The sequence below is a fragment of the Marmoricola sp. Leaf446 genome (assembly GCF_001424755.1).
Classification (GTDB): Bacteria; Actinomycetota; Actinomycetes; order Propionibacteriales; family Nocardioidaceae; genus Marmoricola.
The window spans coordinates 290,695-315,142 of the sequence record NZ_LMRF01000002.1 but is presented as its reverse complement, the minus strand read 5'-3'; the positions used below and the strand labels follow the sequence as shown (position 1 = coordinate 315,142).

23 protein-coding genes and 1 pseudogene are annotated in these 24,448 nt (G+C 73.8%); 3 read left to right on the top strand and 21 right to left on the bottom strand.

The annotated features are described in order from the left end of the window. Window positions 1-180: 180 nt before the first annotated feature. Window positions 181-4,173: a type VII secretion protein EccCa gene (gene eccCa / locus ASG49_RS09515; protein ID WP_235562004.1), complete on the top strand. Its 3,993-nt coding sequence runs from the start codon at window positions 181-183 to the stop codon at window positions 4,171-4,173. 4 nt (window positions 4,174-4,177) lie between these two features. On the opposite strand, the gene ASG49_RS09510 is transcribed toward eccCa, so the two are convergent. The 11 genes and pseudogenes from ASG49_RS09510 to ASG49_RS09470 form a co-directional block, all read right to left on the bottom strand. After that, the gene (locus tag ASG49_RS09510; protein WP_056540725.1) at window positions 4,178-4,372 is read right to left on the bottom strand and encodes a hypothetical protein; all 195 of its coding nucleotides are present in this window, start codon (window positions 4,370-4,372) and stop codon (window positions 4,178-4,180) included. Continuing rightward, window positions 4,369-4,794 carry an SRPBCC family protein gene (locus tag ASG49_RS09505; RefSeq protein ID WP_056540723.1) on the bottom strand — a complete coding sequence of 142 codons (426 nt, stop codon included), beginning with the start codon at window positions 4,792-4,794 and terminating at the stop codon, window positions 4,369-4,371. Before ASG49_RS09505 ends, ASG49_RS09510 begins: the two co-directional genes overlap by 4 nt. Continuing rightward, window positions 4,794-5,690, bottom strand: a complete 897-nt coding sequence (locus ASG49_RS09500; protein WP_056540720.1) for a phosphoribosylaminoimidazolesuccinocarboxamide synthase — start codon at window positions 5,688-5,690, stop codon at window positions 4,794-4,796. Before ASG49_RS09500 ends, ASG49_RS09505 begins: the two co-directional genes overlap by 1 nt. Before the next feature lie 88 nt (window positions 5,691-5,778). Next, entirely contained in the window at window positions 5,779-5,922 is a 144-nt protein-coding gene (locus tag ASG49_RS18590) for a hypothetical protein (RefSeq protein WP_156384262.1), read from the bottom strand. Between the two features lie 227 nt (window positions 5,923-6,149). Next, window positions 6,150-7,271, bottom strand: coding sequence for a M28 family metallopeptidase (locus tag ASG49_RS19585; RefSeq protein ID WP_369814218.1), 1,122 nt, complete (start codon window positions 7,269-7,271; stop codon window positions 6,150-6,152). 24 nt (window positions 7,272-7,295) lie between these two features. After that, window positions 7,296-7,658 (bottom strand): annotated as a pseudogene (locus ASG49_RS19315) (hypothetical protein); the annotation flags it as partial. A 150-nt stretch (window positions 7,659-7,808) separates the two neighbouring features. Next, the gene (purB, locus tag ASG49_RS09490) at window positions 7,809-9,236 is read right to left on the bottom strand and encodes an adenylosuccinate lyase (RefSeq protein ID WP_056540714.1); all 1,428 of its coding nucleotides are present in this window, start codon (window positions 9,234-9,236) and stop codon (window positions 7,809-7,811) included. Next, window positions 9,233-9,814 carry a hypothetical protein gene (locus ASG49_RS09485; protein WP_056540711.1) on the bottom strand — a complete coding sequence of 194 codons (582 nt, stop codon included), beginning with the start codon at window positions 9,812-9,814 and terminating at the stop codon, window positions 9,233-9,235. Before ASG49_RS09485 ends, purB begins: the two co-directional genes overlap by 4 nt. 142 nt (window positions 9,815-9,956) lie before the next feature. After that, on the bottom strand, window positions 9,957-11,204 hold the full coding sequence (gene purD, locus ASG49_RS09480; protein WP_056540705.1) for a phosphoribosylamine--glycine ligase: 1,248 nt from the start codon (window positions 11,202-11,204) through the stop codon (window positions 9,957-9,959). 11 nt (window positions 11,205-11,215) lie between these two features. Continuing rightward, entirely contained in the window at window positions 11,216-13,057 is a 1,842-nt protein-coding gene (locus ASG49_RS09475) for a family 43 glycosylhydrolase (protein ID WP_056540701.1), read from the bottom strand. Between the two features lie 103 nt (window positions 13,058-13,160). Continuing rightward, window positions 13,161-14,444 carry an adenylosuccinate synthase gene (locus ASG49_RS09470; protein WP_056540698.1) on the bottom strand — a complete coding sequence of 428 codons (1,284 nt, stop codon included), beginning with the start codon at window positions 14,442-14,444 and terminating at the stop codon, window positions 13,161-13,163. Between the two features lie 126 nt (window positions 14,445-14,570). On the opposite strand from ASG49_RS09470, the gene ASG49_RS09465 reads away from it, so the two are divergent. Continuing rightward, window positions 14,571-15,473 (top strand): diacylglycerol kinase family protein, encoded by a 903-nt coding sequence (locus ASG49_RS09465; protein ID WP_235562003.1) that lies wholly within the window; start codon window positions 14,571-14,573, stop codon window positions 15,471-15,473. Window positions 15,474-15,479: 6 nt separating this feature from the next. On the opposite strand, the gene ASG49_RS09460 is transcribed toward ASG49_RS09465, so the two are convergent. The 6 genes from ASG49_RS09460 to fbaA all read right to left on the bottom strand — a co-directional run bounded on the left by ASG49_RS09460 (window position 15,480) and on the right by fbaA (window position 21,160). Then, on the bottom strand, window positions 15,480-15,896 hold the full coding sequence (locus ASG49_RS09460; RefSeq protein ID WP_056540693.1) for a DUF3151 domain-containing protein: 417 nt from the start codon (window positions 15,894-15,896) through the stop codon (window positions 15,480-15,482). Window positions 15,897-15,976: 80 nt separating this feature from the next. Then, entirely contained in the window at window positions 15,977-16,567 is a 591-nt protein-coding gene (locus ASG49_RS09455) for a PepSY domain-containing protein (RefSeq protein ID WP_056540690.1), read from the bottom strand. Window positions 16,568-16,676: 109 nt separating this feature from the next. Continuing rightward, window positions 16,677-17,495, bottom strand: a complete 819-nt coding sequence (locus tag ASG49_RS19580; protein WP_369814217.1) for a sensor histidine kinase — start codon at window positions 17,493-17,495, stop codon at window positions 16,677-16,679. Window positions 17,496-18,015: 520 nt separating this feature from the next. After that, window positions 18,016-18,693: a response regulator transcription factor gene (locus ASG49_RS09445; RefSeq protein WP_056540687.1), complete on the bottom strand. Its 678-nt coding sequence runs from the start codon at window positions 18,691-18,693 to the stop codon at window positions 18,016-18,018. Window positions 18,694-18,855: 162 nt separating this feature from the next. Then, window positions 18,856-19,890, bottom strand: a complete 1,035-nt coding sequence (locus ASG49_RS09440) for a hypothetical protein (RefSeq protein ID WP_056540684.1) — start codon at window positions 19,888-19,890, stop codon at window positions 18,856-18,858. A 238-nt stretch (window positions 19,891-20,128) separates the two neighbouring features. Further along, a complete protein-coding gene (fbaA, locus tag ASG49_RS09435) occupies window positions 20,129-21,160 on the bottom strand; it encodes a class II fructose-bisphosphate aldolase (RefSeq protein WP_056540683.1) in 1,032 nt (343 codons plus the stop codon). Between the two features lie 99 nt (window positions 21,161-21,259). On the opposite strand from fbaA, the gene ASG49_RS09430 reads away from it, so the two are divergent. After that, a complete protein-coding gene (locus ASG49_RS09430; RefSeq protein ID WP_056540680.1) occupies window positions 21,260-21,577 on the top strand; it encodes a hypothetical protein in 318 nt (105 codons plus the stop codon). A 6-nt stretch (window positions 21,578-21,583) separates the two neighbouring features. On the opposite strand, the gene ASG49_RS09425 is transcribed toward ASG49_RS09430, so the two are convergent. Genes ASG49_RS09425 through pyrE form a run of 4 tightly spaced genes read right to left on the bottom strand, consistent with a single transcriptional unit; the run spans window position 21,584 to window position 24,440 of the window. Then, a complete protein-coding gene (locus ASG49_RS09425) occupies window positions 21,584-22,528 on the bottom strand; it encodes a hypothetical protein (protein ID WP_056540677.1) in 945 nt (314 codons plus the stop codon). Window positions 22,529-22,531: 3 nt separating this feature from the next. Further along, window positions 22,532-23,164 carry a TrmH family RNA methyltransferase gene (locus tag ASG49_RS09420; RefSeq protein WP_056541256.1) on the bottom strand — a complete coding sequence of 211 codons (633 nt, stop codon included), beginning with the start codon at window positions 23,162-23,164 and terminating at the stop codon, window positions 22,532-22,534. 56 nt (window positions 23,165-23,220) lie between these two features. Further along, window positions 23,221-23,904 carry a DedA family protein gene (locus ASG49_RS09415; protein ID WP_235562002.1) on the bottom strand — a complete coding sequence of 228 codons (684 nt, stop codon included), beginning with the start codon at window positions 23,902-23,904 and terminating at the stop codon, window positions 23,221-23,223. Continuing rightward, entirely contained in the window at window positions 23,901-24,440 is a 540-nt protein-coding gene (gene pyrE / locus ASG49_RS09410; RefSeq protein ID WP_056540674.1) for an orotate phosphoribosyltransferase, read from the bottom strand. Before pyrE ends, ASG49_RS09415 begins: the two co-directional genes overlap by 4 nt. Window positions 24,441-24,448 lie beyond the last annotated feature (8 nt).

Genomic DNA, 24,448 nt, shown 5'->3' with positions numbered 1-24,448 from the left:
CCCCCGCGCGTCGGCGTACGGCCGCGGTTGGCGTGTGTCCGTCACGCCCGGACCGATGCGGATGTTCTGCCCATGGGGCCCCGAACAGGCACCTATCATCATGCCGCACGGGGGCAGTTGCGTACGCCGAAGTCGTCACCCCGTCCCGCCGACGACTCCACGACGCGTAGGGGTAGGGCCGTGACCGCCACTCTGGGATCCGATCGTTCGCTCGACGTCCCGCAGATGCCACGCGGCACGCTGCACCTCGAGCCGCCGCCGGAGCTCGAGCCCCACGAGGGCGCCAGCGGCGCCCTGATGATGGCGCTGCCCATGCTCGGCAGCGTCGGCGCCATCGTGTTCGTCGCCGCCGGCCAGGCCGGCCCCACCCGCTACATCGCCTCGGGCATGTTCCTGGTCGCCACCCTCGGCTTCGTCTTCGTCCAGATCGACCGGCAGCGCAAGCAGCGCAACAACAAGGTCTCCGGCGGTCGCCGGGAGTACCTCCGCTACCTGGCCGGGGTGCGGACCCAGGTCCGCGACGCCGCCGACCAGCAGCGCCGCAGCCTGACCTGGCGCTTCCCCGAGCCGACCGCGTTGCCGGCGCTGGCGGAGGAGCGCTCGCGGCTGTGGGAGCGCGGCAAGGACGACGAGGAGTTCCTCCAGGTCCGGTTCGGCGTCACCTCGCAGGCGCTGGCACTGGAGCTGGTGCCGCCGGAGTCCGCGCCCATCGACCAGCTCGACCCCGTCTCCGCCTCCGCCCTGCACCGCCTCATCGCAGTGCACCGGGTGCAGCCCGACCTGCCCGCCGCGCTGCGCCTGGGTGCCTTCAGCCGCGTCGAGCTCACCGGCGACGCCGAGCAGGTCCGCTCCCTCGCCCGGGCCCTGGTCGGCTCGGCCACCGCTGCCCACGCCCCGCAGGACCTGCTCGTCGCCGTGCTCGCCTCCCCCGACAACCTCGCGGCCTGGGACTGGGTCAAGTGGCTGCCCCACGCCCACAGCCCCGAGCAGAACGACGCCCTCGGCCGCAGCCGGATGGTGAGCGACTCCCTCGAGGACGTCTTCTCGATGCTGCCGCCCGAGCTGCGCGATCGACCCCGGTTCTCCGGCGAGGGCCGGGACTCGCTGCCCCACCTGCTGCTCGTCGTCGACGGCGGCGCGCTCCCCCCGGGCAACAACCTGCTGCCCGAGGAGGGCCTCGAGGGCATCACCGTGCTCGACCTGCCCGCGTCGTGGGGCGACCTGGAGGACCCCACCCGGCTGCGGCTCCACCTGGAGCAGGCCGTCCTGGAGGACGGCCGGGTGCCGATGACGGCGCTGCGGCTGCGCGAGGCCCCCACCAAGGCCGCCGGCGACCAGATGGACGCCGCCACCGCCGAGGCGTACGCCCGCCGGCTGGCCCCGCTGGAGATGCACGACGGGCCCGTCCGCGAGGACCCCAGCGCCGCGACCCCCGAGCTGCTCGACCTCCTCGGCCTCGGCGACGTGCACGACCTCGACCTCGCGAAGGCCTGGGCCCACCGGCCGGCCCGCGACCGGCTGCGTGTCCCCATCGGCGTCGGCGAGGCCGGCAGCCCGATCCACCTCGACATCAAGGAGTCGGCCCAGCAGGGCATGGGCCCCCACGGCCTGGTGATCGGCGCGACCGGCTCGGGCAAGTCGGAGTTCCTCCGCACCCTGGTGCTGGGCCTGCTGGCGACGCACTCCAGCGAGAACCTCAACATGGTGCTCGTCGACTTCAAGGGCGGCGCGACCTTCGCGGGCCTCTCCGAGGCGCCCCACGTCTCGGCGGTCATCACCAACCTCGAGGGCGAGCTCACCCTGGTCGACCGCATGCAGGACGCCCTGTCCGGCGAGATGGTGCGGCGCCAGGAGATGCTCCGGGCGGCCGGCAACTACGCCTCGGTGCGCGACTACGAGAAGGCCCGGGCCGAGGGCGCCGACCTCGAGCCGCTCCCCAGCCTGTTCATCTGCGTCGACGAGTTCTCCGAGATGCTCTCGGCCAAGCCCGACTTCATCGAGCTGTTCGTGGCCATCGGCCGGCTCGGCCGGTCGCTCGGCCTGCACCTGCTGCTCGCCTCGCAGCGCCTGGAGGAGGGCCGGCTGCGCGGGCTCGAGAGCCACCTGTCCTACCGCGTCGGCCTGCGCACCTTCTCCGGGGCTGAGTCCCGCGCCGTCCTGGGCGTCCCGGACGCCTACGAGCTGCCGCCCGTGCCCGGCCTGGGCTACCTCAAGCCCGACCAGTCCACGCTGCTGCGCTTCAAGGCCTCCTACGTCTCCGGCCCGCCCCCGCGCCGCAGCCGTCGCGGCCGCAGCTCGGGCGGCACGACGACCACGATCCTGCCCTTCACCACCGCCCACGTGCTGCCGCCCCGGGTCGACACCGACGAGCAGCACGACGCCACCCCGGTGCCGGCCGCGCAGGCCGCCGACTCCCGGTCGATCCTCGACATCGCCGTCGACCTCATGGTCGGCCAGGGCCCCGAGGCCCACCAGGTGTGGCTGCCGCCGCTCGACGTGCCCGACACCCTCGACCAGCTGATGGGCGACCTGACCGAGAGCGACGAGCTCGGGCTGCACTCCCCGGGCTGGCGCTCCCGGGGCGGGCTCGTGGTGCCGCTCGGCATCGTCGACCGACCCCGCGAGCAGCGCCGCGACGTGCTCGAGGCCGACCTCTCCGGCTCCGGCGGCCACATCGCCGTCGTCGGCGGTCCGCGCTCGGGCAAGAGCACGCTGCTGCGCACGGTGGTGGCCAGCGTCTCGCTCACCACGACGCCGCAGGAGTCGCAGTTCTACATCCTGGACTTCGGTGGCGGCACCTTCGCGCCGCTGGCCAGCGCCCCCCACGTGGCGGGCGTGGCCACGCGGTCGGAGCCCGACGTGGTGCGGCGTACGTTCGCCGAGGTCACCGGCATCGTGGACAAGCGCGAGAAGTACTTCCGCCAGCAGGGCATCGACTCCATCGAGACCTACCGTCAGCGGCGCGCCGAGGGCACCGCCGACGACGGGTACGGCGACGTGTTCCTGGTCGTCGACGGGTGGGGCACGCTGCGCTCGGACTTCGACGACCTCGAGATGCAGATCCAGGTGCTCGCCCAGCGCGGCCTGACCTTCGGCCTGCACGTCGTCACCAGCGCGAGCCGGTGGGCCGACTACCGCGCGGCCATCCGCGACCTGTTCGGCAACCGGTTCGAGCTGCGGCTCGGCGACCCGCTCGACTCCGAGATCGACCGCAAGGTCGCCCAGCTGGTGCCCACCGGCCGCCCGGGGCGCGGCATCGTGCAGCGCTGGGGCAGCAAGCTGCACTTCCTCGCTGCCCTCCCCCGCGTCGACGACACCTCCGACCCCCGCAGCGTGGGTCGCGGCGTCGAGGACTACGTCGAGCGCACCCGCAAGGCCTGGAAGGGCCAGACCGGCCCGAAGCTCCGGCTGCTGCCCGAGCGCATCGAGCTGGCCGACGTGCTCGCCCAGGCCGAGCGTCGCTCCGGCTCCGGCGACCAGCGCGTCTACCTCGCCATCGACGAGAAGGACCTCGCCCCGGTCGGGCTCGACGTCGACAGCGAGCCGCACCTGCTGGTCTTCGGCGACTCCCGCTCGGGCAAGAGCGCGCTGCTGCGCACCTACCTCCACGAGGTGATGCGCACCCGCACCGCCGCACAGGCGCAGGTCTTCACCGTCGACTACCGACGCTCCCTGCTCGGCGAGGTGCCCGAGGAGTACCAGGTCGAGTACCTCACCAACGCCAACCAGGCGGAGCCCGTCCTGAAGGAGCTCGCGGCGTACCTCCAGACGCGTCTGCCCGGCAGCGACGTCACGCCGCAGCAGCTGCGCGACCGGTCGTGGTGGACCGGCGCCGAGGTCTTCGTCGTCGTGGACGACTACGACCTCGTCGTCACCGGCTCGAGCTCTCCGCTCGCCGCGCTGGTGCCGGTGCTCGGGCAGGCCCGCGACGTCGGTCTCCACCTCGTCGTGGCGCGTCGCTCCGGTGGCGCGGCCCGCGCGGTGTACGAGCCCGTCATCCAGTCGCTGCGCGAGCTGGCCATGCCCGGCCTGCTGCTGTCGGGCGACCCGCAGGAGGGCGCGCTCATCGGCACCACCAAGCCGCGCAAGTCGATCGCGGGCCGCGGCCAGCTGATCACGCGCGACCGCGGGGTCGACGTGGTGCAGGTGGCCTGGCGCGACGCCGAGCTCTGAGCGGTCAGCGGCGGTCGCCGCGGCGCAGCGCCACGATGCCGAGCGCGACGCCGAACCCGGCGAGCAGCGGGCCGACCAGCGACCAGAACCGGACGCCGGTCATCGGGCTGCCCTGCACGTAGCCGAGCCCCTGCAGGGTCCACAGCGCGCCGACGACCACCATCAGGACGGCCAGGGCCAGCAGCAGGACGCGGATCACGGGTGGTGCCGCTCGGAGAGGATGCGACCGGCCGTGGCCAGGTCGGCGCGGACCGCCGGCAGGCCGACCGCGCCGGCGGCGGCACCGACGGGCGCCCACGGCCCCCGTCCACGGACGGTGAACTCCGCGTGGACCCGGCACCCGGCGCCGTGGGGCTCCAGGCGCAGCGTGAGGTCGGCGGTGATGCCGCGCCACGACCCGGACTCGGCCCAGGAACCGGCGTCGAGCGCCGTGGTGGCCATGTGGGCCACGACCCCGACGGCGGTGTGGTCGCGCCAGCGCTGGCCGACCCGGGGCGGGCCCGCGTCCACCAGCTCGACCCGTCGCAGCGAGGACTGCCACTCGGGCCGGTTGACCGGGTCGCTGAGGTAGGCCAGGGCGACGTCGACCGGGACGTCGTACGTCAAGGTGGTGCTGGGCATCAGAACCGCTCCCCCGTCAGCCGCTCGAACGCCTCGACGTAGCGCGCCCGGGTGCGCTCGACCACCTCGGGCGGCAGCGGCGGGGGCCCCTCGCCGGTGTTGCGGTCCCACCCGCTCTCCGCCGAGGTCAGCCAGTTGCGGACGACCTGCTTGTCGAAGGAGGCCTGCACCCGGCCCGGCTCCCAGTCGTCCGCCGGCCAGTAGCGGCTGGAGTCGGGCGTGAGCACCTCGTCGCCCAGGACGACGGTGCCGGGCTCGCCCCGCTCGGCGTCGAGCCGCGTGCCGAACTCCAGCTTGGTGTCGGCCAGGATGATGCCGCGCTCGCGCGCCAGTGCCTCGGCCCGCGCGTAGACCGCGAGCGTCAGGTCGCGCAGCTCGGCCGCGGCCGGGCCGCCGATGTCGCCAGCGACGGCCTCGAAGGAGACGTTCTCGTCGTGGTCGCCCAGCGCAGCCTTGGTGGCCGGCGTGAAGAGCGGCTCGGGCAGGCGGCTGGACTCGGTCAGGCCGGGCGGCAGCTCGATGCCGCACAACGCGCCGGTGGCACGGTAGTCGACCAGGCCGGAGCCGGTGAGGTAGCCGCGGGCCACGCACTCCACGGGGTACATCGCCAGCTCCTCGCACACGACCGCCCGGCCCTTGACGGACTCGGGGACGTCGGTGGAGACGACGTGGTGGGGCACGAGGTCGGCGAGCTGGTCGAACCACCACAGCGACATCCGGGTGAGGATCTCGCCCTTGTCGGGGATCGTGGTCGCCAGGACGTGGTCGTAGGCCGAGATCCGGTCGCTGGCGACCATCAGCAGGCCGCCGTCGTCGAGCCGGTAGAGGTCACGGACCTTGCCGGAGTGCAGGTGGGTGGCGCCCTCGATCTCCGGCGCGGGCGGGATGTTGTCCACCTCGCCAGACTACGGGGGCCCCGGACGCGACGAAGGGGCGTGCCGGGTGTCCGGCACGCCCCTCGCGCTCAGCTGGGACCTGGTGAGGTCAGAGGATCGCCTTCAGGATGGCGCGGTTGCCCTCCTTGGGGGCGGCGTCGGCCGCACCACCGGCGGCGGGCACGGCCGAGACGGCCAGCGCGACGGTAACGGCGAGCAGGGCGCCCTTGACGCCTCGAGTCTTGATGTTCATGTGTGTTCCCCTCCGTGAACCCGGACCCCGGCGGCCCGTCGTTGAGGTCGAGCCTAAGAGGGCTTTGTCCGATTTGGTGGTAAATCGAAAAAGTCGTGGAAATTCGGACGAGCCCGGCCGGGAGGCCGGCTCCGGCTGGAGCCGACCTCCCAGGGTCGTGCGGGCCCGGTCGTGGGCCCGGTGATGGGCCCGGTGATGGGCCCGGTCGTGCTGGCCGGGCGGACCGGTCAGCGCTTGCTGTGGCCGTGCGCCTCGCCGGTCACCTTGACGGACTTGGCCGAGCGCTGGGCGCCCTTGGCCGCCTTGGCCTGGCTGTTGATCGACGCGGTGCTCGTCGACAGCGTGTAGACGGCATGCGCGACCGCGTCGGACATCTGGTCCAGGGCCTGGACGTTGATGTTGTCGATGTCGTCGCAGGCCTGGTGGTAGCACTCGTCGTACGCCACGCCGGCCTTGCCGCCGTAGACGCGCGCCTGCTCGTCGGTCTTGATGTCCTCCGCGCCGGTGAACAGGCCGCCGGCGGCGACGCCGTTCTCGATGAACGGGCCGTAGTCGCTCCGGCCGTCGAACGCGGTGGGCTCCGAGGCGAGCTTGCGGCTCTTGAAGTAGTTCACGAACAGGTCCTCGAGCTGCGCGGAGCCCGCGGGTCCCTCGACGCCGGTGCCCAGCGAGTTGTCGCCGTCGTAGACGAAGCGCACGAAGTTGGGCGAGCCGACCATGTCGAAGTTGAGGTAGGCCTCGATGTCCTTCAGCGCCTCGGGGTTGTTCTCGACCAGGCCGTCGACGTAGTCGTAGGCGCCGAGCAGGCCGAGCTCCTCGGCACCCCACCAGGCGAAGCGGACCTTCTTCTTGAGGTTCTTCTGCTTGGCCAGCTGCTCGGCCACCTCGAGGATCGTGCCCGAGCCGGAGCCGTTGTCGTTGATGCCGGGCCCCTCGGGGACCGAGTCGAGGTGGGCACCGGCCATCACGACGCGGCCGGCGTCGCCGCGGCTGGTCTCGGCGAACACGTTGTAGGTCTTGCGGACCTCGCTGACGGTGTCGGTCTTGACGCGCACCTCGGTGCCCGCCTTGGCCAGCTCGACGCCCGCGTCGTAGCTCAGGCCGAGCACGGGGATCCCGATGCCGGGCTCGCCGAGCGTGCCCAGCAGGGTGGTGTCGTTGTCGGTCGTGCCGCGGTTGAAGATGAGCGCGGCGGTGGCGCCGGCGGCCTCGGCGTTGGCCGCCTTGACCGCGAAGTCGCAGGTGCCGCGCTGCAGCAGCGCGATGTTGCCCGCGGGGAAGCCCGCGAAGTCGGCGGTCTCGCAGCCGCTGGTCGACGTCGCGGTGCGGGTCAGCGCGGTGTCGACCACGGTGACCGGGGCCTGGGCGGTGCNGGTGCGCGACAGCTCGCCCGGGGAGTTCTCCTGGAAGAAGGCGAAGTCGAAGGGCTGGACGGTCGGCTTGTAGCCCGCCGCACGCAGCTTCTTCACGACGTAGTCGCGGGAGGCCTGGTAGCCGGGGGTGCCGCTGGCGCGGGTGCCGTCGTTGTCGTCGGCGATCTTCTGGAGCGCCTGGAGGTGCTGCTGCACGCCCTTGACGGTGACGGCCTTCTCGAACTTCTTCGAGGCCTGGCTGGCGCTGGTCTTCGGCTGGGGCTTGGCCTCGGCGACACCGGCGGTGCTGGTGGCGATGAGCGCCGCGGTGGTGACGGCGGCGGTCGCCGCGGCCAGGCCGCGCGCGGTACGGGACTTCCTCATGGTTCTCCTCGAGATGCACCTCGTCGGGTGGATCTCACCCGTCGGGACAGAACCCGGTGAACCTATGCGCGTCGTCGCGCGGACCACCAGACCCGCACGGTGCGACGTGACCCCATCGTGACCTTGGCCGGGAGCCGGACGGAGACGCCCTCAGAGGATCGCGCCCGGGACGTACGACGCGGCGTCGGGGTCGGTGGCCACGACGGCCTCGACGCGGCGCACCACCTCGGCGACCTGGTCGCGCGCGGCGCCGGTGAACTCCACCGGGTCGGCCACCAGACCCGCGATGCGCGCGTGGTCGAGCCCGAGCCGGGGGTCGTCGCCCAGCCGCTCGAAGAGGTCGTTGGCCGCCAGTCCCTGGCGCATCTCGAGCGCGACCGCCACGGCGTGCTCCTTGATCGCCTCGTGGGCCTCCTCGCGGCCCACCCCGGCGCGGACCGCGGCCATCAGCACCTTGGTGGTGGTGAGGAAGGGCAGGTAGCGGTCGAGCTCGCGCTGCACGACGGCGGGGAAGACGCCGAACTCGTCGAGCACGGTGAGGAAGGTCTGGAACAGGCCGTCGGTGGCGAAGAACGCGTCGGGCAGCGCCACCCGTCGTACGACGGAGTCGGAGACGTCGCCCTCGTTCCACTGGTCCCCCGCGAGCTCACCGATCATCGACAGGTGGCCGCGGAGCACGACGGCGAGGCCGTTGACGCGCTCGCAGGAACGGCTGTTCATCTTGTGCGGCATCGCCGAGGAGCCGACCTGCCCCTCCTTGAAGCCCTCGGTGACCAGCTCGAGACCGGCCATGAGCCGGATCGTGGTGGCGAGGTTGGAGGGACCGGAGACCAGCTGGGTCAGGGCGCTGACGACGTCGAGGTCGAGCGAGCGGGGGTAGACCTGGCCGACGCTGGTCAGGGTGCGCTCGAAGCCGAGGTGGGTGGCCACCCGCCGCTCGAGGTCGGCCAGGTCGGCGGTGGACCCGTCGAGCAGGTCGAGCATGTCCTGCGAGGTGCCCATCGGGCCCTTGATCCCGCGCAGCGGGTAGCGGCCGAGGAGGTCGTCGAGCCGCTCGAGGGCGACGAGCAGCTCGTCGGCGACGGTGGCGAACCGCTTGCCCAGCGTGGTGGCCTGGGCGGCGACGTTGTGCGAGCGCCCCGCCACGACGAGGGTGGCGTGCTCCGAGGCCAGACGGCCGAGCCGCGCGAGGGTGGCCACGACACGACGCCGCACCAGCAGCAGGCTGGAGCGGACCTGGAGCTGCTCGACGTTCTCGGTCAGGTCGCGCGAGGTCATGCCCTTGTGGACGTGCTCGTGGCCGGCCAGCGCGCAGAACTCCTCGATGCGCGCCTTGACGTCGTGACGCGTGACCCGCTCGCGCGCGGCGATGCTGGCGAGGTCGACCTGGTCGACAACCGCCTCGTAGTCCTCGACCACGCCGTCGGGCACCTCGACCCCGAGGTCCTTCTGGGCGCGGAGCACCGCGATCCACAGCTGTCGCTCGAGGACCACCTTGTGCTCGGGCGACCAGATCTCGGCGAGATCGGCCCCGGCGTAGCGGGTGGCCAGGACGTTGGGGACGGCGGGGCGACTCACCCCCCAATCCTCACACGCGCGGGTGCCGCCGCCGCGACCTGCGTCGGTGGGTGGATGACCCAGGGTCGTCCGGGCCCCGTGCGCAACCGCGCTCCGTCGAAGACCTCGAACCAGGACCCGGGTGCCGCCAGGTCGAACGCGGCGACCGGCCCGTCACCGACTCTCACCCGCGTGATCTCGGCCCCGAAGGTGACGAAGCCGCCGGTGCACGCGGCGAAGGGCCGCGGCCCGCAGCGCTCGATCTCCAGCTGGAGACGCAGCCTCACCCATCCCGAGATCTCGCCCCAGCCGCCGGCGAACCACCGCTCCTGGTCGGCTCGCGACAGCTCGGGCGGCAGGTCGCGTCGGGCGACGAAGAGTCCCTGCGGGCAGTGCTCGGTGATGGTGCGGCCGGCCAGGACGGGCCGCTCGGCGAGCTGTCGCACCCGGCCCAGGTCGTGGAGCAGCACCGACCTCGTGCGCACGCCTGCTCCCGCCAGACCTCCCGCGAGCACCCGGTCGGCGGCCCGAGCCCCCACGCCGGCCGACCTGAGGACCGCGAGCGCCTCGCGGGTCGAGACGAGCGTCGGCGGCGGCATGCACCGGAAGCTAGGCCGCGCCACCGACAGTCCGGTCCGACCGGTCTCGGCCACCCGTCGACCCTGAGGAGCCTCCGAAGGACTCGGGAGATGGTGGCAGGTGCCACGGTCTCCCGAGCCCTCGGGAAGGCGGTCGCCCCGCTCAGCCCTCGGCGGCGGCGCGAGCGATGTCGGTGCGCCACTGGGCTCCGGGGAAGTCGATGGACGACACGCCTGCGTAGGCCCGTGCCCGCGCCTGCTCGAGGTCCTCGCCGACCGCCGTCACCGCGAGCACGCGGCCACCGTCGGTGACCAGTCGACCGTCGTCATCGAGGGCGGTCCCGGCGTGGACCACGTCGACGTCCTCCCGGGCGTCGAGCGCGTCCGCTCCCGTGATCACGTCTCCCCGGTGCGACGAGGCGGGGTAGCCGCGGCTGGCCATCACCACGGCGACGGCCGCGCCCGGCCGCCAGCGCGGCGGGTCGACGTCGCCGAGGGTGCCCTCGGCGGCCGCACGGAGCAGGGGGCCGAGCGGGGAGTCGAGCAGCCGCAGCAGCGCCTGGGTCTCGGGGTCGCCGAAGCGGGCGTTGAACTCCACCACGCGCACGCCGCGGGAGGTGAGCGCGAGACCGGCGTACAGCAGGCCGGAGAAGGGCGTGCCGCTCGCGGCGAGGTGGTCGACCGTGGGCTGCAGCACCCGCGCCAGGACCTCCTCGACGAGGTCGTCGGGGGCCCACGGCAGCGGGGTGTAGGCGCCCATGCCGCCGGTGTTGGGACCGGCGTCGCCGTCGCCGAGGCGCTTGAAGTCCTGGGCCGGCTGGAGCGGGTAGACGGTGGTGCCGTCGGTGAGGGCGAACAGTGAGACCTCGGGCCCGTCGAGGAACTCCTCGACCAGCACCTGCGCGCATCCCGCGGCGTGGTCGAGGGCGGCCTGGCGGTCGTCGGTCACCACGACGCCCTTGCCTGCGGCGAGGCCGTCGTCCTTGACGACGTAGGGCGCCCCGAAGGCGTCGAGCGCGTCGGCGACCTGCTCGGGGGTGGTGCACACCCGGGCCAGGGCGGTCGGCACGTCGGCGGCGGCCATCACCTCCTTGGCGAACGCCTTCGAGCCCTCGATCCGGGCGGCCTCGCGGGAGGGTCCGAAGACCGCGATCCCGCGCTCGCGGACGACGTCGGCGACGCCGGCGACCAGGGGCGCCTCGGGACCGACCACGACGAGGTCGACGCCCAGCCGTGCGGCCAGGTCGGCGACGGCCGTGCCGTCCAGGGGATCGACGTCGTGGAGCGTCGCGACCTCCGCGATGCCGGGGTTGCCGGGTGCGGCGTGCACCTCGACCTCCCCGGGGTCCCGCGACAGCGCGAGGGCCAGCGCGTGCTCACGTCCGCCGGTGCCGATGACGAGGGTCTTCACGTGGGAGCACCCTACCGGCGCAGCGACCACACCCGCAGGTGGTCGAACGTCGCCGTCGACCCCTCGCCCCCGCCGGCCACCAGGCCGATGCGCGGCGTGCCGAGGTCGTCGGCACGCCAGGTCGCACCGCGGGTCCAGGTGACCCCGTCGCGGCTGCTGTCGGCGCGGTAGAGCTGCGCGGCCCCGACGGTGGTGTGCACCAGACGCAGCCACGTCGTCGTGCCGGGCGGACCCACCGTCGTGATGCCGATCCGGCGGGGGGTCGGGCTGGCCTCGCGCACGAAGCCCACCTGCTCGATCTCCCCCGCGACGGCGTGGACGAGCTTGAGGTAGCGGTCGTCGTCGGCGTGGACCACGAGACCCGCCTGGGTGCCGCTCGGGGCACCGCCGGCCGGCCGCTCCAGGCTGACCCGGGTCTCGACGACGTAGTCGCCCTCGGGGGCGTCCTGGAGCAGCAGCGGGGCGTCGTTGCGGCCGGCGTACAGGCTGTCGAGGTGGGTGCGCAGCCGCAGCACACCACCGGCCACCACCACGTCCTCGGGGGCGGGCGGGCGCACCCACGTCCACCGGTCCGACAACGAGTCGCCGTCGAGCTCGTCGGAGCGGTCGGCGTCGAGGACCCGGGGCGGGTCGGCGAGCACCGGGGAGGGTCGGTACGCCGAGCGCTGGCCCGCCTGCGCCGCCGGGACCGGGACGGGCGTCGACGAGGCTCCCCGCCCGGCACGCACCGCGGGCCAGCCGCCGACCCAGTCGACGGGGTCGAGCATCGGCGGTCGCCGGGTGATCGCCCCGCCGCTGAGGAAGGGACGGGCCTCGTCCACGGCGTGGTAGACGGTCCACCACTGCCCCCCGCGGTCCACGAACGTCGAGGTGTGGCCGGGGCCCACCCAGCGGTTGCCGGAGGAGGCCAGGACGGGGGTGCCCCCGGGTCGTCGGTCCAGCAGCGAGACGCCGTCACGGTCCAGGAACGGGCCGTAGGGGCTGCGCGAGCGCGCGGTGACGACCGCGTAGCCGGACAGGGCGCCGTTGCAGCAGTCGCCGGTGGAGACGGTGAGGTAGTACCAGCCGTCGCGGCGCACGACGTCGGGGGCCTCGAAGCGACGCGTCGTCGTCACCGCTCGCGCCCGCGCGGTGAGCCGCATGCCGGTGGCGGTCATCGCGGCCGGGGCGGCCAGGACGCCCCCGGCGAAGCTGCCGAAGTAGAGCACCGGCGGGGTGGTGCCCGCGGCCTCGAGCAGGTGCGGGTCGATCGTCGCCGCGAAGTCGCAGCCCGGGCCGAGCCGGCGCGGGGCGACGACCGGCGTCGGGCTGGGCGTCCAGGGCCCGGTCGGCCGGGTGGCCACCGCGACCCCGATGGCCCGGTCGCGGGCACAGCCCGGCTGCCCGCTGACCCGGTCCTTGACGTCGGTGACGCCGAAGGTCATGTAGTAGCGCCTGCGGGTCGGCGACCAGGTGACGTCCGGGGCCCACAGCGACGCCCCGGGTGCCGCCCAGGACGGGCGCGCCGAGGTGGCCGCACCGACGTACCTCCAGTGCACGAGGTCCTCGCTGCGCAGCATCGGCAGCGTCCGCGAGACCCGCGGGGTGGCGGCGGCGTCGCGGTCGTCGATCGGGTCGGAGGTGCAGACCATGAACCACGACCGGGCCTGGCCGCCGGCGCCCCGGAAGACGTGGGGGTCGGGGCAGTTCGTCACCGTCCGCGTGCCGGCGGTGGGCCGCAGCGGGTTGGTGTACGACGCTCCGGCCGCCTGCGCGGGGGCGGGCACCCCCGGGGCGACCGTCAGCAGACCGGCCAGCAGGCACGCCACCAGTGCCGCGCCCAGCGCGGACCCCACCCCGGCCCGGAACCGCATCGTCCGCCTCCCTGCCCTCGGCAGAGAACCTAGGCGCGACGGGCGCGGTTGTCCCCCGCACCGCCCGGTGGGTGGTCGGTGGACTAGTCAGCGGACCCGCGGCTCAGCCGTTGACGACGACCGTCTGCTCGCGTCCGGGACCGACGCCGACGGCCCAGAACTTCGCGCCGGACATCTCCTCGAGGGCGGCGACGTAGCGCTGGGCGTTGACGGGCAGGTCCTCGAAGCGCCGGCAGCCGGAGATGTCGTCGGCCCAGCCGTCGAGGTACTCGTAGACGGGCTTGGCGCGGTGGAACTCGCTCTGGGTCAGCGGCATCTCGTCGTGGCGCACCCCGTCGACCTCGTAGGCCACGCAGACCGGCACCCGCTCCCACGAGGAGAGCACGTCGAGCTTGGTCATGAACAGCTCGGTGAGGCCGTTGACGCGCACGGAGTAGCGCGCGACCACGGCGTCGTACCAGCCGCAGCGCCGGTCGCGTCCGGTCGAGACCCCGACCTCGCCACCGACGCGCCACAGCTTCTCGCCGTCCTCGTCGAAGAGCTCGGTGGGGAACGGGCCGGAGCCGACCCGCGTCGTGTAGGCCTTGATCACCCCGATCACGCGGTCGAGGCGGGTCGGCCCGACGCCGGAGCCGGTGCTGACGCCGCCGGCCACCGGGCTGCTGCTCGTCACGAACGGGTAGGTGCCGTGGTCGACGTCGAGCATCGTGGCCTGGGCACCCTCGAAGAGCACGGTGCGGCCGTCGTCGAGGGCCCGGTTGAGCAGCAGCGAGGTGTCCTCGACCATCGGCTTCATCCGGTCGGCGTAGGACAGCAGGTCCTCGAGGACCTCCTCCACGCTGATCGCGCGGCGGTTGTAGACCTTGGTCAACAGGTGGTTCTTGACCTCGAGCGCGGCCTCGACCTTCTCGGCCAGGATCGTCTCGTCGAACAGGTCGGCGACGCGGATGCCGACCCGGTTGATCTTGTCGGCGTACGCCGGGCCGATGCCGCGCCCGGTCGTGCCGATCTTGTTCTTGCCCAGGAATCGCTCGGTGACCTTGTCGATCGTCGAGTGGTAGGAGGCGATCACGTGGGCGTTGGAGCTGATCACCAGCCGGCCGATCGCCACGTCGCGCTCGAGCAGCGCGTCGAGCTCGCGGAACAGCGCCTCGGGCGAGACCACCACGCCGTTGGCGATGACCGACGTGCAGTCGGTGGTGAGGATGCCGCTGGGCAGCAGGTGGGTGGCGAACTTCTGGCCGTCGACCACGATGGTGTGGCCGGCGTTGTGACCGCCGCTGGTGCGGACGCAGAAGTCGATGCTGTCCTCGGTGGTCAGCAGGTCGGTGGCCTTGCCTTTGCCCTCGTCCCCCCACTGGGCTCCGAGCACGACGATCGCGGGCATGTGTGCACCCCTCCATCAGCGGGTGTCGACCGGCCCCGGGAGGGCCCTGGCACGCATCGAGCCCGGTCCACGACCGGGCTCACTGCGCGCGCCACGCTACCACCGGGCAACGGCTAGGGTTCGGTCGTGGACCCCCTTCTCGTGATCGCCAACGCCGAGGCCGGCGGTGGCGAGCGCGACGCCCTGCAGGCGGCCCTCGAGGTCCTGCGGGCCGAGGCCGACGTCGAGGTCGCCCGCACGTCCAACCCCGGCGAGCTCGACGGGGTGCTGCACCGCGCGGGGTGCCGCCGCCTGGTGGTGGCCGGCGGCGACGGCAGCCTGCACGCGGTCGTGAAGGCGCTCTACAAGCGCCACGAGCTCGGCAAGCGGACGATCGGCCTGCTGCCGCTCGGCACCGGCAACGACTTCGCCCGCTCGCTCGGCATCCCCCTGGACCCCCAGGAGGCGGCGCGCACGGTGCTCACCGGCGAGGTCCGGCCGATGGACCTCGTCGTCGACGAGCTCGGCGGCGTGGTGGTCAACAACGTGCACGCCGGCGCCAGCGCCCAGGCCAGCCGGCGCGGTGCCCGGTGGAAGAAGCGGCTGGGGCCGTTCGGGATCGGCATCCTCGGCTACCCGGTCGGGGCGGCGTTGGCGGCGTTCCGGCCGCCGTACGTCCGGCTGCGGATCGAGGTCGACGGCGAGATCCTCGTCGACGTCGACCGGCCGACCCTCATGGTCGCCATCGGCAACGGCGCCAGCGTCGGCGGCGGCACCGAGCTGACGCCCGACGCCGACCCCGAGGACGGCCGGCTCGACGTGATGGTCTCGCTGGCGACCGGGCCGCTGGAGCGGTTCGCCTACGTCGGCGAGCTGGTGCTGGGCAAGCACCAGGAGCGCGACGACGTGCTCACCGCCCGGGCCACGCAGGTGACCATCAGCGGCGAGGACTTCTACCTCTCGGCCGACGGCGAGATCAACGGGCCCGAGCGGCGCCGGTCGTGGCACCTGGAGCGGGCGGCGTACTCCATGGTCGTGCCGCCCGCCTGAGCCCGCTCAGAGGAGCTGGTCGGCGGCCTCGGGGCTGGAGTCGCGCAGGAAGTCGGCGCAGCGCTGCTGCTCGTGGTCCTCGCCGATGCGGCCGGCGGCGGTGGTGAGCGCGGCCAGGGCCCGCAGGAAGCCGCGGTTGGGCTCGTGCGACCACGGCACCGGGCCGTGGCCCTTCCAGCCGTTGCGGCGCAGGGAGTCCAGGCTGCGGTGGTAGCCGACGCGGGCGTAGGCGTAGGCCGTCACGTCGTCGACCTCGCCGTCGGCCAGCGCGGCCTCGGCCAGGGTGGCCCAGGCCAGCGGCGACTCGGGGTGGCGGCGCACGACCTCGGCGGCCGGGGCGCCGGACTCCAGCTCGGTGGCCGCGGGGTCCTGCGGCAGCTCGGTGGGCGGGGGTCCGGCCATCAGGTCACGTCCAAGGGTCATGGCTCGATGCTCCCACGCGCGAGGAGGCCCACCCGCCCCGCAGGGTGGGTGGGCCTCCTCGAGGGTCCGCTCGCGGCGGCTCAGCGGTCCTGGCGCTTGTCCACGACGGCGAAGGCGTCGTCGAGGTCGACGTCCCACTCGGTGCCGTCGGTCGCACGGACCTCCACGTCGTACGCCGTGCCGCGGTCGTCGCTGGCCTCCACGTCGGTCGCCGTGCCGCCGCCGACCGCCTTCTCCGCGGCCGCCGCGGCCCGGTCGCGCTCGGAGGCGCCGAGCACCCGGTCGTCCCGGTCGGTGGTGCCGTCGTCGTCGGTGGCACCGGCCCGGTCGTCGCTCCGGTCGTCGGTCCGGTCGTCCCGGTCGCCGTCGGTGCGGTCGTCCTCGCGGCCGACCACGGCGAGGGCGTCGTCGAGGGCGACGTCGACCTCGGTGCCGTCGGTGCGGGTGACCTCGACCTCGTAGGCCTCGCCGCGGTCGTCGCTGGTCTCGACGCTGGTGACGCGGCCCTCGCCGACGACGCGGAGCGCGGCGGCCGAGACGCGGTCCCGCTCGCTGCCGCCGACCTGGTCGGCGCTGGCGGTGCCGGCCCAGACGGTGCCGCCCACCCCGAGCGCCACGACGGCGACGGCGGGGACGAGGACGCGCTTGCGGCGCAGGGTGCGGGTGTTCATGGGAGTTCCTCTCGCTGGGGTGTCGGGGTGACGGGTACACCGTGCGACACCGTCGCTGAACCCACCCTGAAGGCGCCTGAAGGTGCGTTCAGGCAGCGCCCGCAGGCAGTCAGGTGGCGGCCGGGAGGCGCACGGTGAACCGGGCGCCGCCCCAGGGCGAGGTGCCGATCTCGACCGTCCCGCCGTGCACGCGCACGATCTCGCGCACGATGCTCAGCCCGAGGCCGCTGCCGCCGTCGTCGCGGGCGCGGGACTCGTCGAGCCGCACGAAGCGCTCGAAGACCCGGTCGCGGTCGGCCGGGGCGATGCCGCCGCCGTCGTCGTCGACGACGACCTCCGCGGTGCCGGCGTCCTCGCGCACGCCGAGACCGATGCGGGAGGTGGCGTGGCGGGCGGCGTTGTCGACGAGGTTGCGCACCACCTGCGCCAGCGCGGTCTCGTCGCCGCGGACCCGGGCGGTGGCGATGCCGGAGCCGTCGACGTCGAGGCCGGTGCGGCGTACGCGCCTGGCCTCGGTGAGCACCAGGTCGTCGAGGTCGACCTCGCGCCGCTGCGCCGCGACGGCGGCCTCGTCGGCCCGCGTGAGCAGCAGCAGCTGCTCGACGAGCCGCTGCATCCGCACCGACTCCTCCAGCACCGCGTCGGCGAGCTCGCCCTCGGGCATGGCGCCCGGGTGGGCCCGCGCGACCTCGGCGGTCTGCCGGATGCCGGCGAGCGGTGAGCGGAGCTCGTGGGAGGCGTCGCCGACGAACTGGCGCTGCCGCTCCTGGGCGGCCTGCAGCCGCGCGAGCATGCCGTTCATGGTGTGCGCGAGCCGGTGCACCTCGTCACGCGACGGCGGCTCGGGCACCCGTCGGTCGAGCCGGTCGCCGGTGATCTGCTCGACCTCCTGGCGGATCCGCTCCACCGGACGCAGCGCGCGGGTCACGACCACCCAGGTGGTGCCGCCCACGAGCAGCAGCAGCGCCGGCAGCCCGACCAGCAGCAGCGGCACGAGCGCGGCGACCGAGTCCTCGACCTCCTCGCGGCTGACCGCCACGACGACGCGGTAGTCGCCGGCGCTCTCGGTCACCACGAGGTACGCCGCGTCGCCGCCGGGCAGCCGCACCGCGTCGGCGTCGCGCGCCGGCAGCGGCCGGGACAGCGGCTGCGAGGAGCCGACCACGCGGCCCTCGCCGTCCTGGACCTGCCACACCTCGTCCTCGAGGTCGTCGACCTCGCCCTCGTCGTCGCCCGCGCCGCTCCCGGGCGTCTCGGTCGAGCCGACCTGGGCGGCCAGGGTGTCCGCGCGCTGCTCGGCCGACGACTCCAGCCCGTCGACGAGCGCGCCGCGCACGAGCACCACCAGGGCGACGCCACCGGCCAGGAGGGCGACCGCGACGACGAGGACGGCCGCGAGCGTCGTACGGACCCGGACGGAGGCGCGGCCCAGCCCGCGGGGCCCGCGCTCAGCCACCGTCGCTCGCCAACCGGTAGCCCGCGCCCCGCAGCGTGCCGATCGCCTCGCGGCCGAACGGCCGGTCGAGCTTGTTGCGCAGGTGCCGCACGTAGACCTCGACGATGTTGGGGTCGCCCTCGAAGTTGTCGTCCCACACCGCGTCCAGGATCTGCCGCTTGGACACGACGTCGCCGGGGTGGCGCATCAGGAAGGCGAGCAGCGAGAACTCCCGGGTGGTGAGGTCGAGCTCGACCTCACCACGCCAGGCCCGCCGCGCCGCCGGGTCGAGCCGCAGGTCGCCGGCCTCGAGCAGCGTGGGCCGCTCGCGCGCGCCGCGCCGCGCCACCGCGCGCAGCCGCGCGACCAGGACCGGGAAGGAGAACGGCTTGGTGAGGTAGTCGTCGGCCCCGGTGTCGAGCCCCTCGACCTGGTCCCACTCGCCGTCCTTGGCCGTCAGCATCAGCACGGGCGTCCAGTTCTCCTCCGCGCGCAGCGTCTCGCAGACCTTGTAGCCGTTGATGCCCGGCAGCATCAGGTCGAGCACGATGGCGTCATACGGGTGCTCGCGCGCCAGCCACAGCCCGTCGGTCCCGTCGTGGGCGACGTCGACCGCGAACCCCTCCGCCACCAGCCCCACCTTGAGCGAGCGCGCCAGCCGCACCTCGTCGTCCACGACGAGCACACGCATCGGGCACCTCCAGGGGGCAGGGAGCCGCCATCCTCCCGGCTCCCCCTGAACGTCGGCTGAAGGTGGGGCGGGGCGCCGTACCGCATGTAACGCGGAGTTGTTGATTCTGAACAAGCGGCACACCACGCACTCGGGCACGACAGCACCGCACCAGATGGGAGGTCAGGCACTCCGGCGCCGCGGTGTCGTACGCCGGATCAGCGCGGCTCGCTCGGCCAGGTGGTCGGGAAGCCGGTCGCCGAACCGCTCCCGAGTGACGGCGTGCTCGGCGAGGATGCGCCGGCCGGTCGCCTCCCGCCGGCTGCCGAACAGGTCGGCCCACTCGACCCGCGACATGCCGAGTCCTTCGCCGCAGATCGCCACCTGACGTCGCCGCTCGTCCCACAGGACGTCCTCGGCCGGTCTCGTCGCGACGCCACCGTCGGCGACCCCACGGACCTTGAGCTGCCCGTCGAACTCGACCAGGTGACACCCCACCCGGTGGTCGACCCAGTAGACGCGGCCGCCCACGCTCACCGGGAACTGCGTGTCCACCGGGCCCAGCCCGAGCTCGACCAGCAGCAGCCTCGTCAGGCTCTCCCCCGGCGACTCGGCACCACCGTCCGCCAGCGCGACCGCCTCGCGCGCCGTCCGGACGCCGGGCCAGCACCACATCACCGTCGTCTCGAGCTCGAGCGCACGGCGGGACGCTCCGCGGGCGAGCACGGCGTCGAGCGCGACCACGCCGGCGGCGAGCCCGTGCTCCCGCGCCACGTCGACACCGGTGCGGGCGAGCCCGGTGACCTCGACGTCGTCGACCACCTCGGTGTCACCGAGCGGCACCCGGGTCAGGTGGTGCTTGACCCCGCGCTCGGTGCGGCTGCCACCGACTCCGGGCCGCGTCAGGTGGCTCAGCTCGTGCCGCGGCTGCAGCAGTGGTAGCCGCAGCGCGCGGGCCGCCGAGTCGTGGCTCATCACGTGCTCGGTCTCGGTCATCAGGTGCACGGCCCGGTCGTGGAGGCGAGCCCGTTCGTCGTACCCGGTCGCGGCCTCCCACAGCTCGCGCTCGGCGTACACCCCGCGCCGCACCGTCACCCACGGCCCGTGCACGGCGGTCAGCCCGCGCAGCTCGACCTCGGTGTAGCCGACCGCGAGGCACTGACGACGGCTGACGACGCCGCCCTGCTGCGCGGCGAGGGCTCGGAGTGCGGGACGCATGCGCCCACCCTCGGACGCACGAGCGCGGGGCTCAACCGGGGTCGGCGGCGCCTGTGGACGACGGGCGTACGCCGCCGTGCGGTCGACGACCGATCAGTCATCTACCGCGTCGCTGTGGTGCCCGAGTGCGGCGTACGCCCCTTGTTCAGAATCAATAACTCCGCGTTACATGGGGTACGCCGCGCCACGCCGCGCCGCCGCGCCGCGCCGCCCCGCCGCCCGTCGGCGGCCGCCCCCGTCAGCCGATGGAGCGACCGGAGGCGCGGAGGTGCTCGCAGGCCTCGACGACGCGGGCGGCCATGCCGGCCTCGGCGGCCTTGCCCCAGGCGCGGGGGTCGTACTGCTTCTTGTTGCCGACCTCGCCGTCGATCTTCAGCACGCCCTCGTAGTTGGCGAGCATGTGGCCGGCGACGGGGCGGGTGAAGGCGTACTGGGTGTCGGTGTCGACGTTCATCTTCACCACGCCGTAGGACAGCGCCTCGGCGATCTCCTCCGGCGTCGAGCCGGAGCCGCCGTGGAAGACCAGGTGGAAGGGCTTGGAGCCGGCGTCGAGGCTGAACTCCTGCACCACGGCGTCCTGGGCGTCCTTGAGGACCGAGGGGCGCAGCTTGACGTTGCCGGGCTTGTAGACGCCGTGCACGTTGCCGAAGGTCAGCGCGGTCATGAAGTAGCCGTGGTCGCCGTGGCCGAGCGCCTTCGCGGTGGCGATGGCGTCCTCGGGGGTGGAGTAGAGCTTGTCGTTGATCTCGTTGTCGACGCCGTCCTCCTCGCCGCCGACGACGCCGACCTCGATCTCGAGGATGATGCGGGCGTCCTGGCAGGCCTGGTGGAGCTCTCGGGCGATCTGGAGGTTCTCCTCGAGCGGGACCGCGGAGCCGTCCCACATGTGGCTCTGGAACAGCGGGTCCTCGCCGCGGCCGACGCGCTCCTTGCTCAGCTCGAGCAGCGGCCGGACGAAGCCGTCGAGCTTGTCCTGGGGGCAGTGGTCGGTGTGGAGCGCGATGTTGACGGGGTACTTCTTCGCCACCTCACGGGCGTACGCCGCGAAGGCGACCGAGCCGGTGACCATGTCCTTGACGGTCGGGCCGGAGAGGTACTCCGCGCCGCCGGTCGAGATCTGGATGATGCCGTCGGCCCCGGCATCGGCGAACCCCGCCAGCGCGGCGTTGAGGGTCTGCGACGAGGAGACGTTGATGGCCGGGAAGGCGAACTCCTGCGACTTCGCGGTGTCGAGCATCTCGGCGTACTTCTCGGGGGTGGCGATGGGCATCGGCGGGCTCCTCGGCAGCGGTGACGGCAGGTGAGTGCAGCGGGTGACGACTGGTTTTTCCACCCTAGTGGACCCGTCCGACGCCGTAGTCTCGCCGCCATGCCTCCCCTCGGGCGCGAGTCCCGCGCGCTGGTCGCCTTCGTCCTCGCCGCGGCGCTGCTGCTGACGGGCCTGTCCAACCTCGGCGTCGCGATCTACCGCTCGCTGGAGACGCTGCTGCCCTTCGTCGGCGAGCCCGACCTGCTGGCCGCGGTGATCGGGCTGGCGCTGTCGGTGCTGGTGCTCGTCGTGGGCCGCGGCGCCGCCCGCGGACCCGCCCGCGACGTGTGGCACCACCTGGCCGTCGCCGCGACGTGGCTGGCCCTGGCGCTGGTGCTGATGGCCCTGCTGACCCTGGTCGCTGCGCTCCTGGGCTGAGCCCCCTCAGCCGTGGAGGCGGACCGGCGGGGCCACCTCGCCGCGGCGCAGGCGCCGGCGGTAGACCTTCTCCATCCGGGCCTCGCGACGACGTCGGGCGGCGCGGCCCCGCGGGCTCTCGACGTACGCCGAGAAGGCCCGTCGTCGGCTCGGCCACCAGCTCTCCTGCGCCCGGACCACCCAGCGCATCAGGACCCTGACGACGGCGCCGGCCACCGGGCCGGGCTCGCCCGTGCGGTGCAGCTCGCGCACCCGCGGCGGCATCAGCAGCAGCGCCTGGGTGCGGGCGAACCAGTGCATCGGCGGCGGGAAGAAGCGGTCGGCGTACTGCTGGACCATGCCGCGGGCCAGCTCGTGGCCCTCGTCGGTGGCCGGCCACGGCCGCGCCTCGAACTCCTCGGCGAAGCGCCGCATCCCGGCGAGGTCGTCGGGCAGGCCGGTCACCGGCCCGTGCTCGCCGCGGAACAGCGCGCCGAGGTCGCGCAGGAAGTGGTGCCAGGCGACGTCGAGCACGGGCGACTGCGGCGGCAGCCCGAGGGTCTCGCGCATCCGCGGCAGGAAGGTCCCGATCGCGCACAGCGTGTAGACGTACTCGTCGTTGTCGCCGAACGCGCCGGGGAACTGCCGCGCCAGCCCGAGGTGGTAGCGGTTGAGCCGCTCCACCGACGCCCGGGTCTGCGCCGACGACGAGCCGTGCCGGAACCACGTCAGCAGGTAGGCCGACCCGTCGGCGAACCGCTGCTCACCGCGGTGCAGCAGCTTGCCGGTGCCGACCAGCGTCGCCGCCGCGGTCGGGGGCACGGCCGTCTGCGCGGTGGTGACCAGCAGGGTGAGGTTGACGATCGGCAGGGTGAGCTGGTGCTCGGCGAGCAGCCGCATCACCTCGTCGTACTCCGTCTCGGGGTCGAGCGCCTCGATCCGGCGCGGCAGCCACGTCCAGGGAGCGGGCACGGGTCAGCCCCGCCAGGCCGCGTCGAGGTCGGCGTGCCGCACCACCCAGGCGTGCATCGCCACCGCGGCCGCGGCCGAGGCGTTGATCGAGCGCGTGGAGCCGAACTGGGCGATCGAGAAGGTGCCGTCGCAGGCCTCCCGGGCGCCTCCGGAGAGCCCGGGACCCTCCTGGCCGAAGAGGAAGCAGACCTCGCGCGGCACCTCCCAGGTCTCGAGGTGGCGCGAGCCGGGCAGGTTGTCCACGCCCATCAACGCCACCCCGCGCTCGTGGAGGTACGCCGCCAGGGCCGGCACGTCCGCATGGTGGCGCACGTGCTGGTAGCGGTCGGTGACCATGGCGCCGCGCCGGTTCCAGCGCCGGTTGCCCACGACGTGCACCTCGCGGGCCAGGAACGCGTTGGCGGTGCGGACCACGGTGCCGATGTTGAAGTCGTGCTGCCAGTTCTCGATGGCCACGTGGAAGTCGTGGCGGCGGGTGTCGAGGTCGGCGACGACCGCCTCCAGCCGCCAGTAGCGGTAGCGGTCGACGACGTTGCGCCGGTCGCCCTCGCGCAGCAGCTCGGGGTCCCACTGCGGCCCCTCGGGCCAGGGGCCCTCCCACGGCCCCACGCCGACCTCGACGGGACCGTGCGGCACCGGGTCGTACGGCGCCCGCGGCTCGTCCGGCGACGCCCGGGACGGCGGGGGCTCGGTCACGCCGCCGGGCCGCCCGCGCGCTTCTCGGCCCGGATGCTGCGCACGCGGGTCACCACGAAGAAGCCCACGGCGGCGACCACGAGGGCGATCACGACGTTCTGGAAGGTGCCGACGTAGGGGCCGACGGTGTCCCACTGCTCGCCCAGCAGGTAGCCCGCCATCACGAACACGCTGTTCCAGACCAGGCTGCCGAGCAGCGTGTAGAGCGTGAACAGGGCGAAGGACATCCGCTCCAGGCCGGCCGGCACCGAGATCAGGCTGCGGAAGATCGGCACCATGCGGCCGAAGAACACCGCCTTGCCGCCGTGGCGGGCGAACCACGCCTCGGTCTTCTCGAGGTCCTCGGTCTTGACGAGCGGCACGCGCTCCCACACGGCGTACATCCGGCGGCGGCCGAGGCCGGCGCCGATGCCGTACATCGCCCAGGCGCCGACCAGCGAGCCGAGCGTGGTCCAGAAGATCGCGCCCCACAGCGTGAAGTCGCCGCGGCTCGCGGCGAAGCCCGCGAACGGCAGGATGATCTCGCTGGGGATGGGCGGGAAGAGGTTCTCCAGCGCCACGGCCAGCCCCGCGCCGGGGCCGCCGAGCTTCTCCATGAGGTCGACGGCGAAGCCCGCGAGCCCGCCGAGGTCCTCGGACCCGCTGGCGGCCAGGGGCAGCACGTGCCCGAGCGCGCTCACCCGTGGACCGCGTCGAGCTGAGCCTTGGTCAGCACCGGGCGCACCTCGAGGCCGACGTCGGCCAGCGGGTCGGTGCCCTCGGGGCTGCGGTCGATCGCGCACACGACCGTCTCGACGATCGCGCCCGCCTCGCGCAGCGCACGGGTGGCGTCGCGCACGGCGCCGCCGGTGGTGATGACGTCCTCGACCAGGGTCACGCGGCGCCCCGCCACGTCGGGCCCCTCGGCGAGCTTGCAGGTGCCGTAGCGCTTGGCCTCCTTGCGCACGAACAGCGCCGGGAGCGAGGTGCGCGCGGAGAGCACGGTCGCGATCGGGACGCCGCCGAGCTCGAGGCCGCCGAGCAGCTCGGTGCCCTCGGGCAGCAGCGGACGCATCTGCTCCACGACGCGGGCCAGCAGCGCGGGCTGGGCCTCGAAGAGGTACTTGTCGAAGTACTCCGTCGCGACCTGTCCGGAGCGGAGCGTGAACTCGCCCGTCAGTCGGCAGGCGGCGTCGACGTCGCGGGCGAGGTCGGGGTCCGGGGAGGCGACGGGCATGGGGCCAG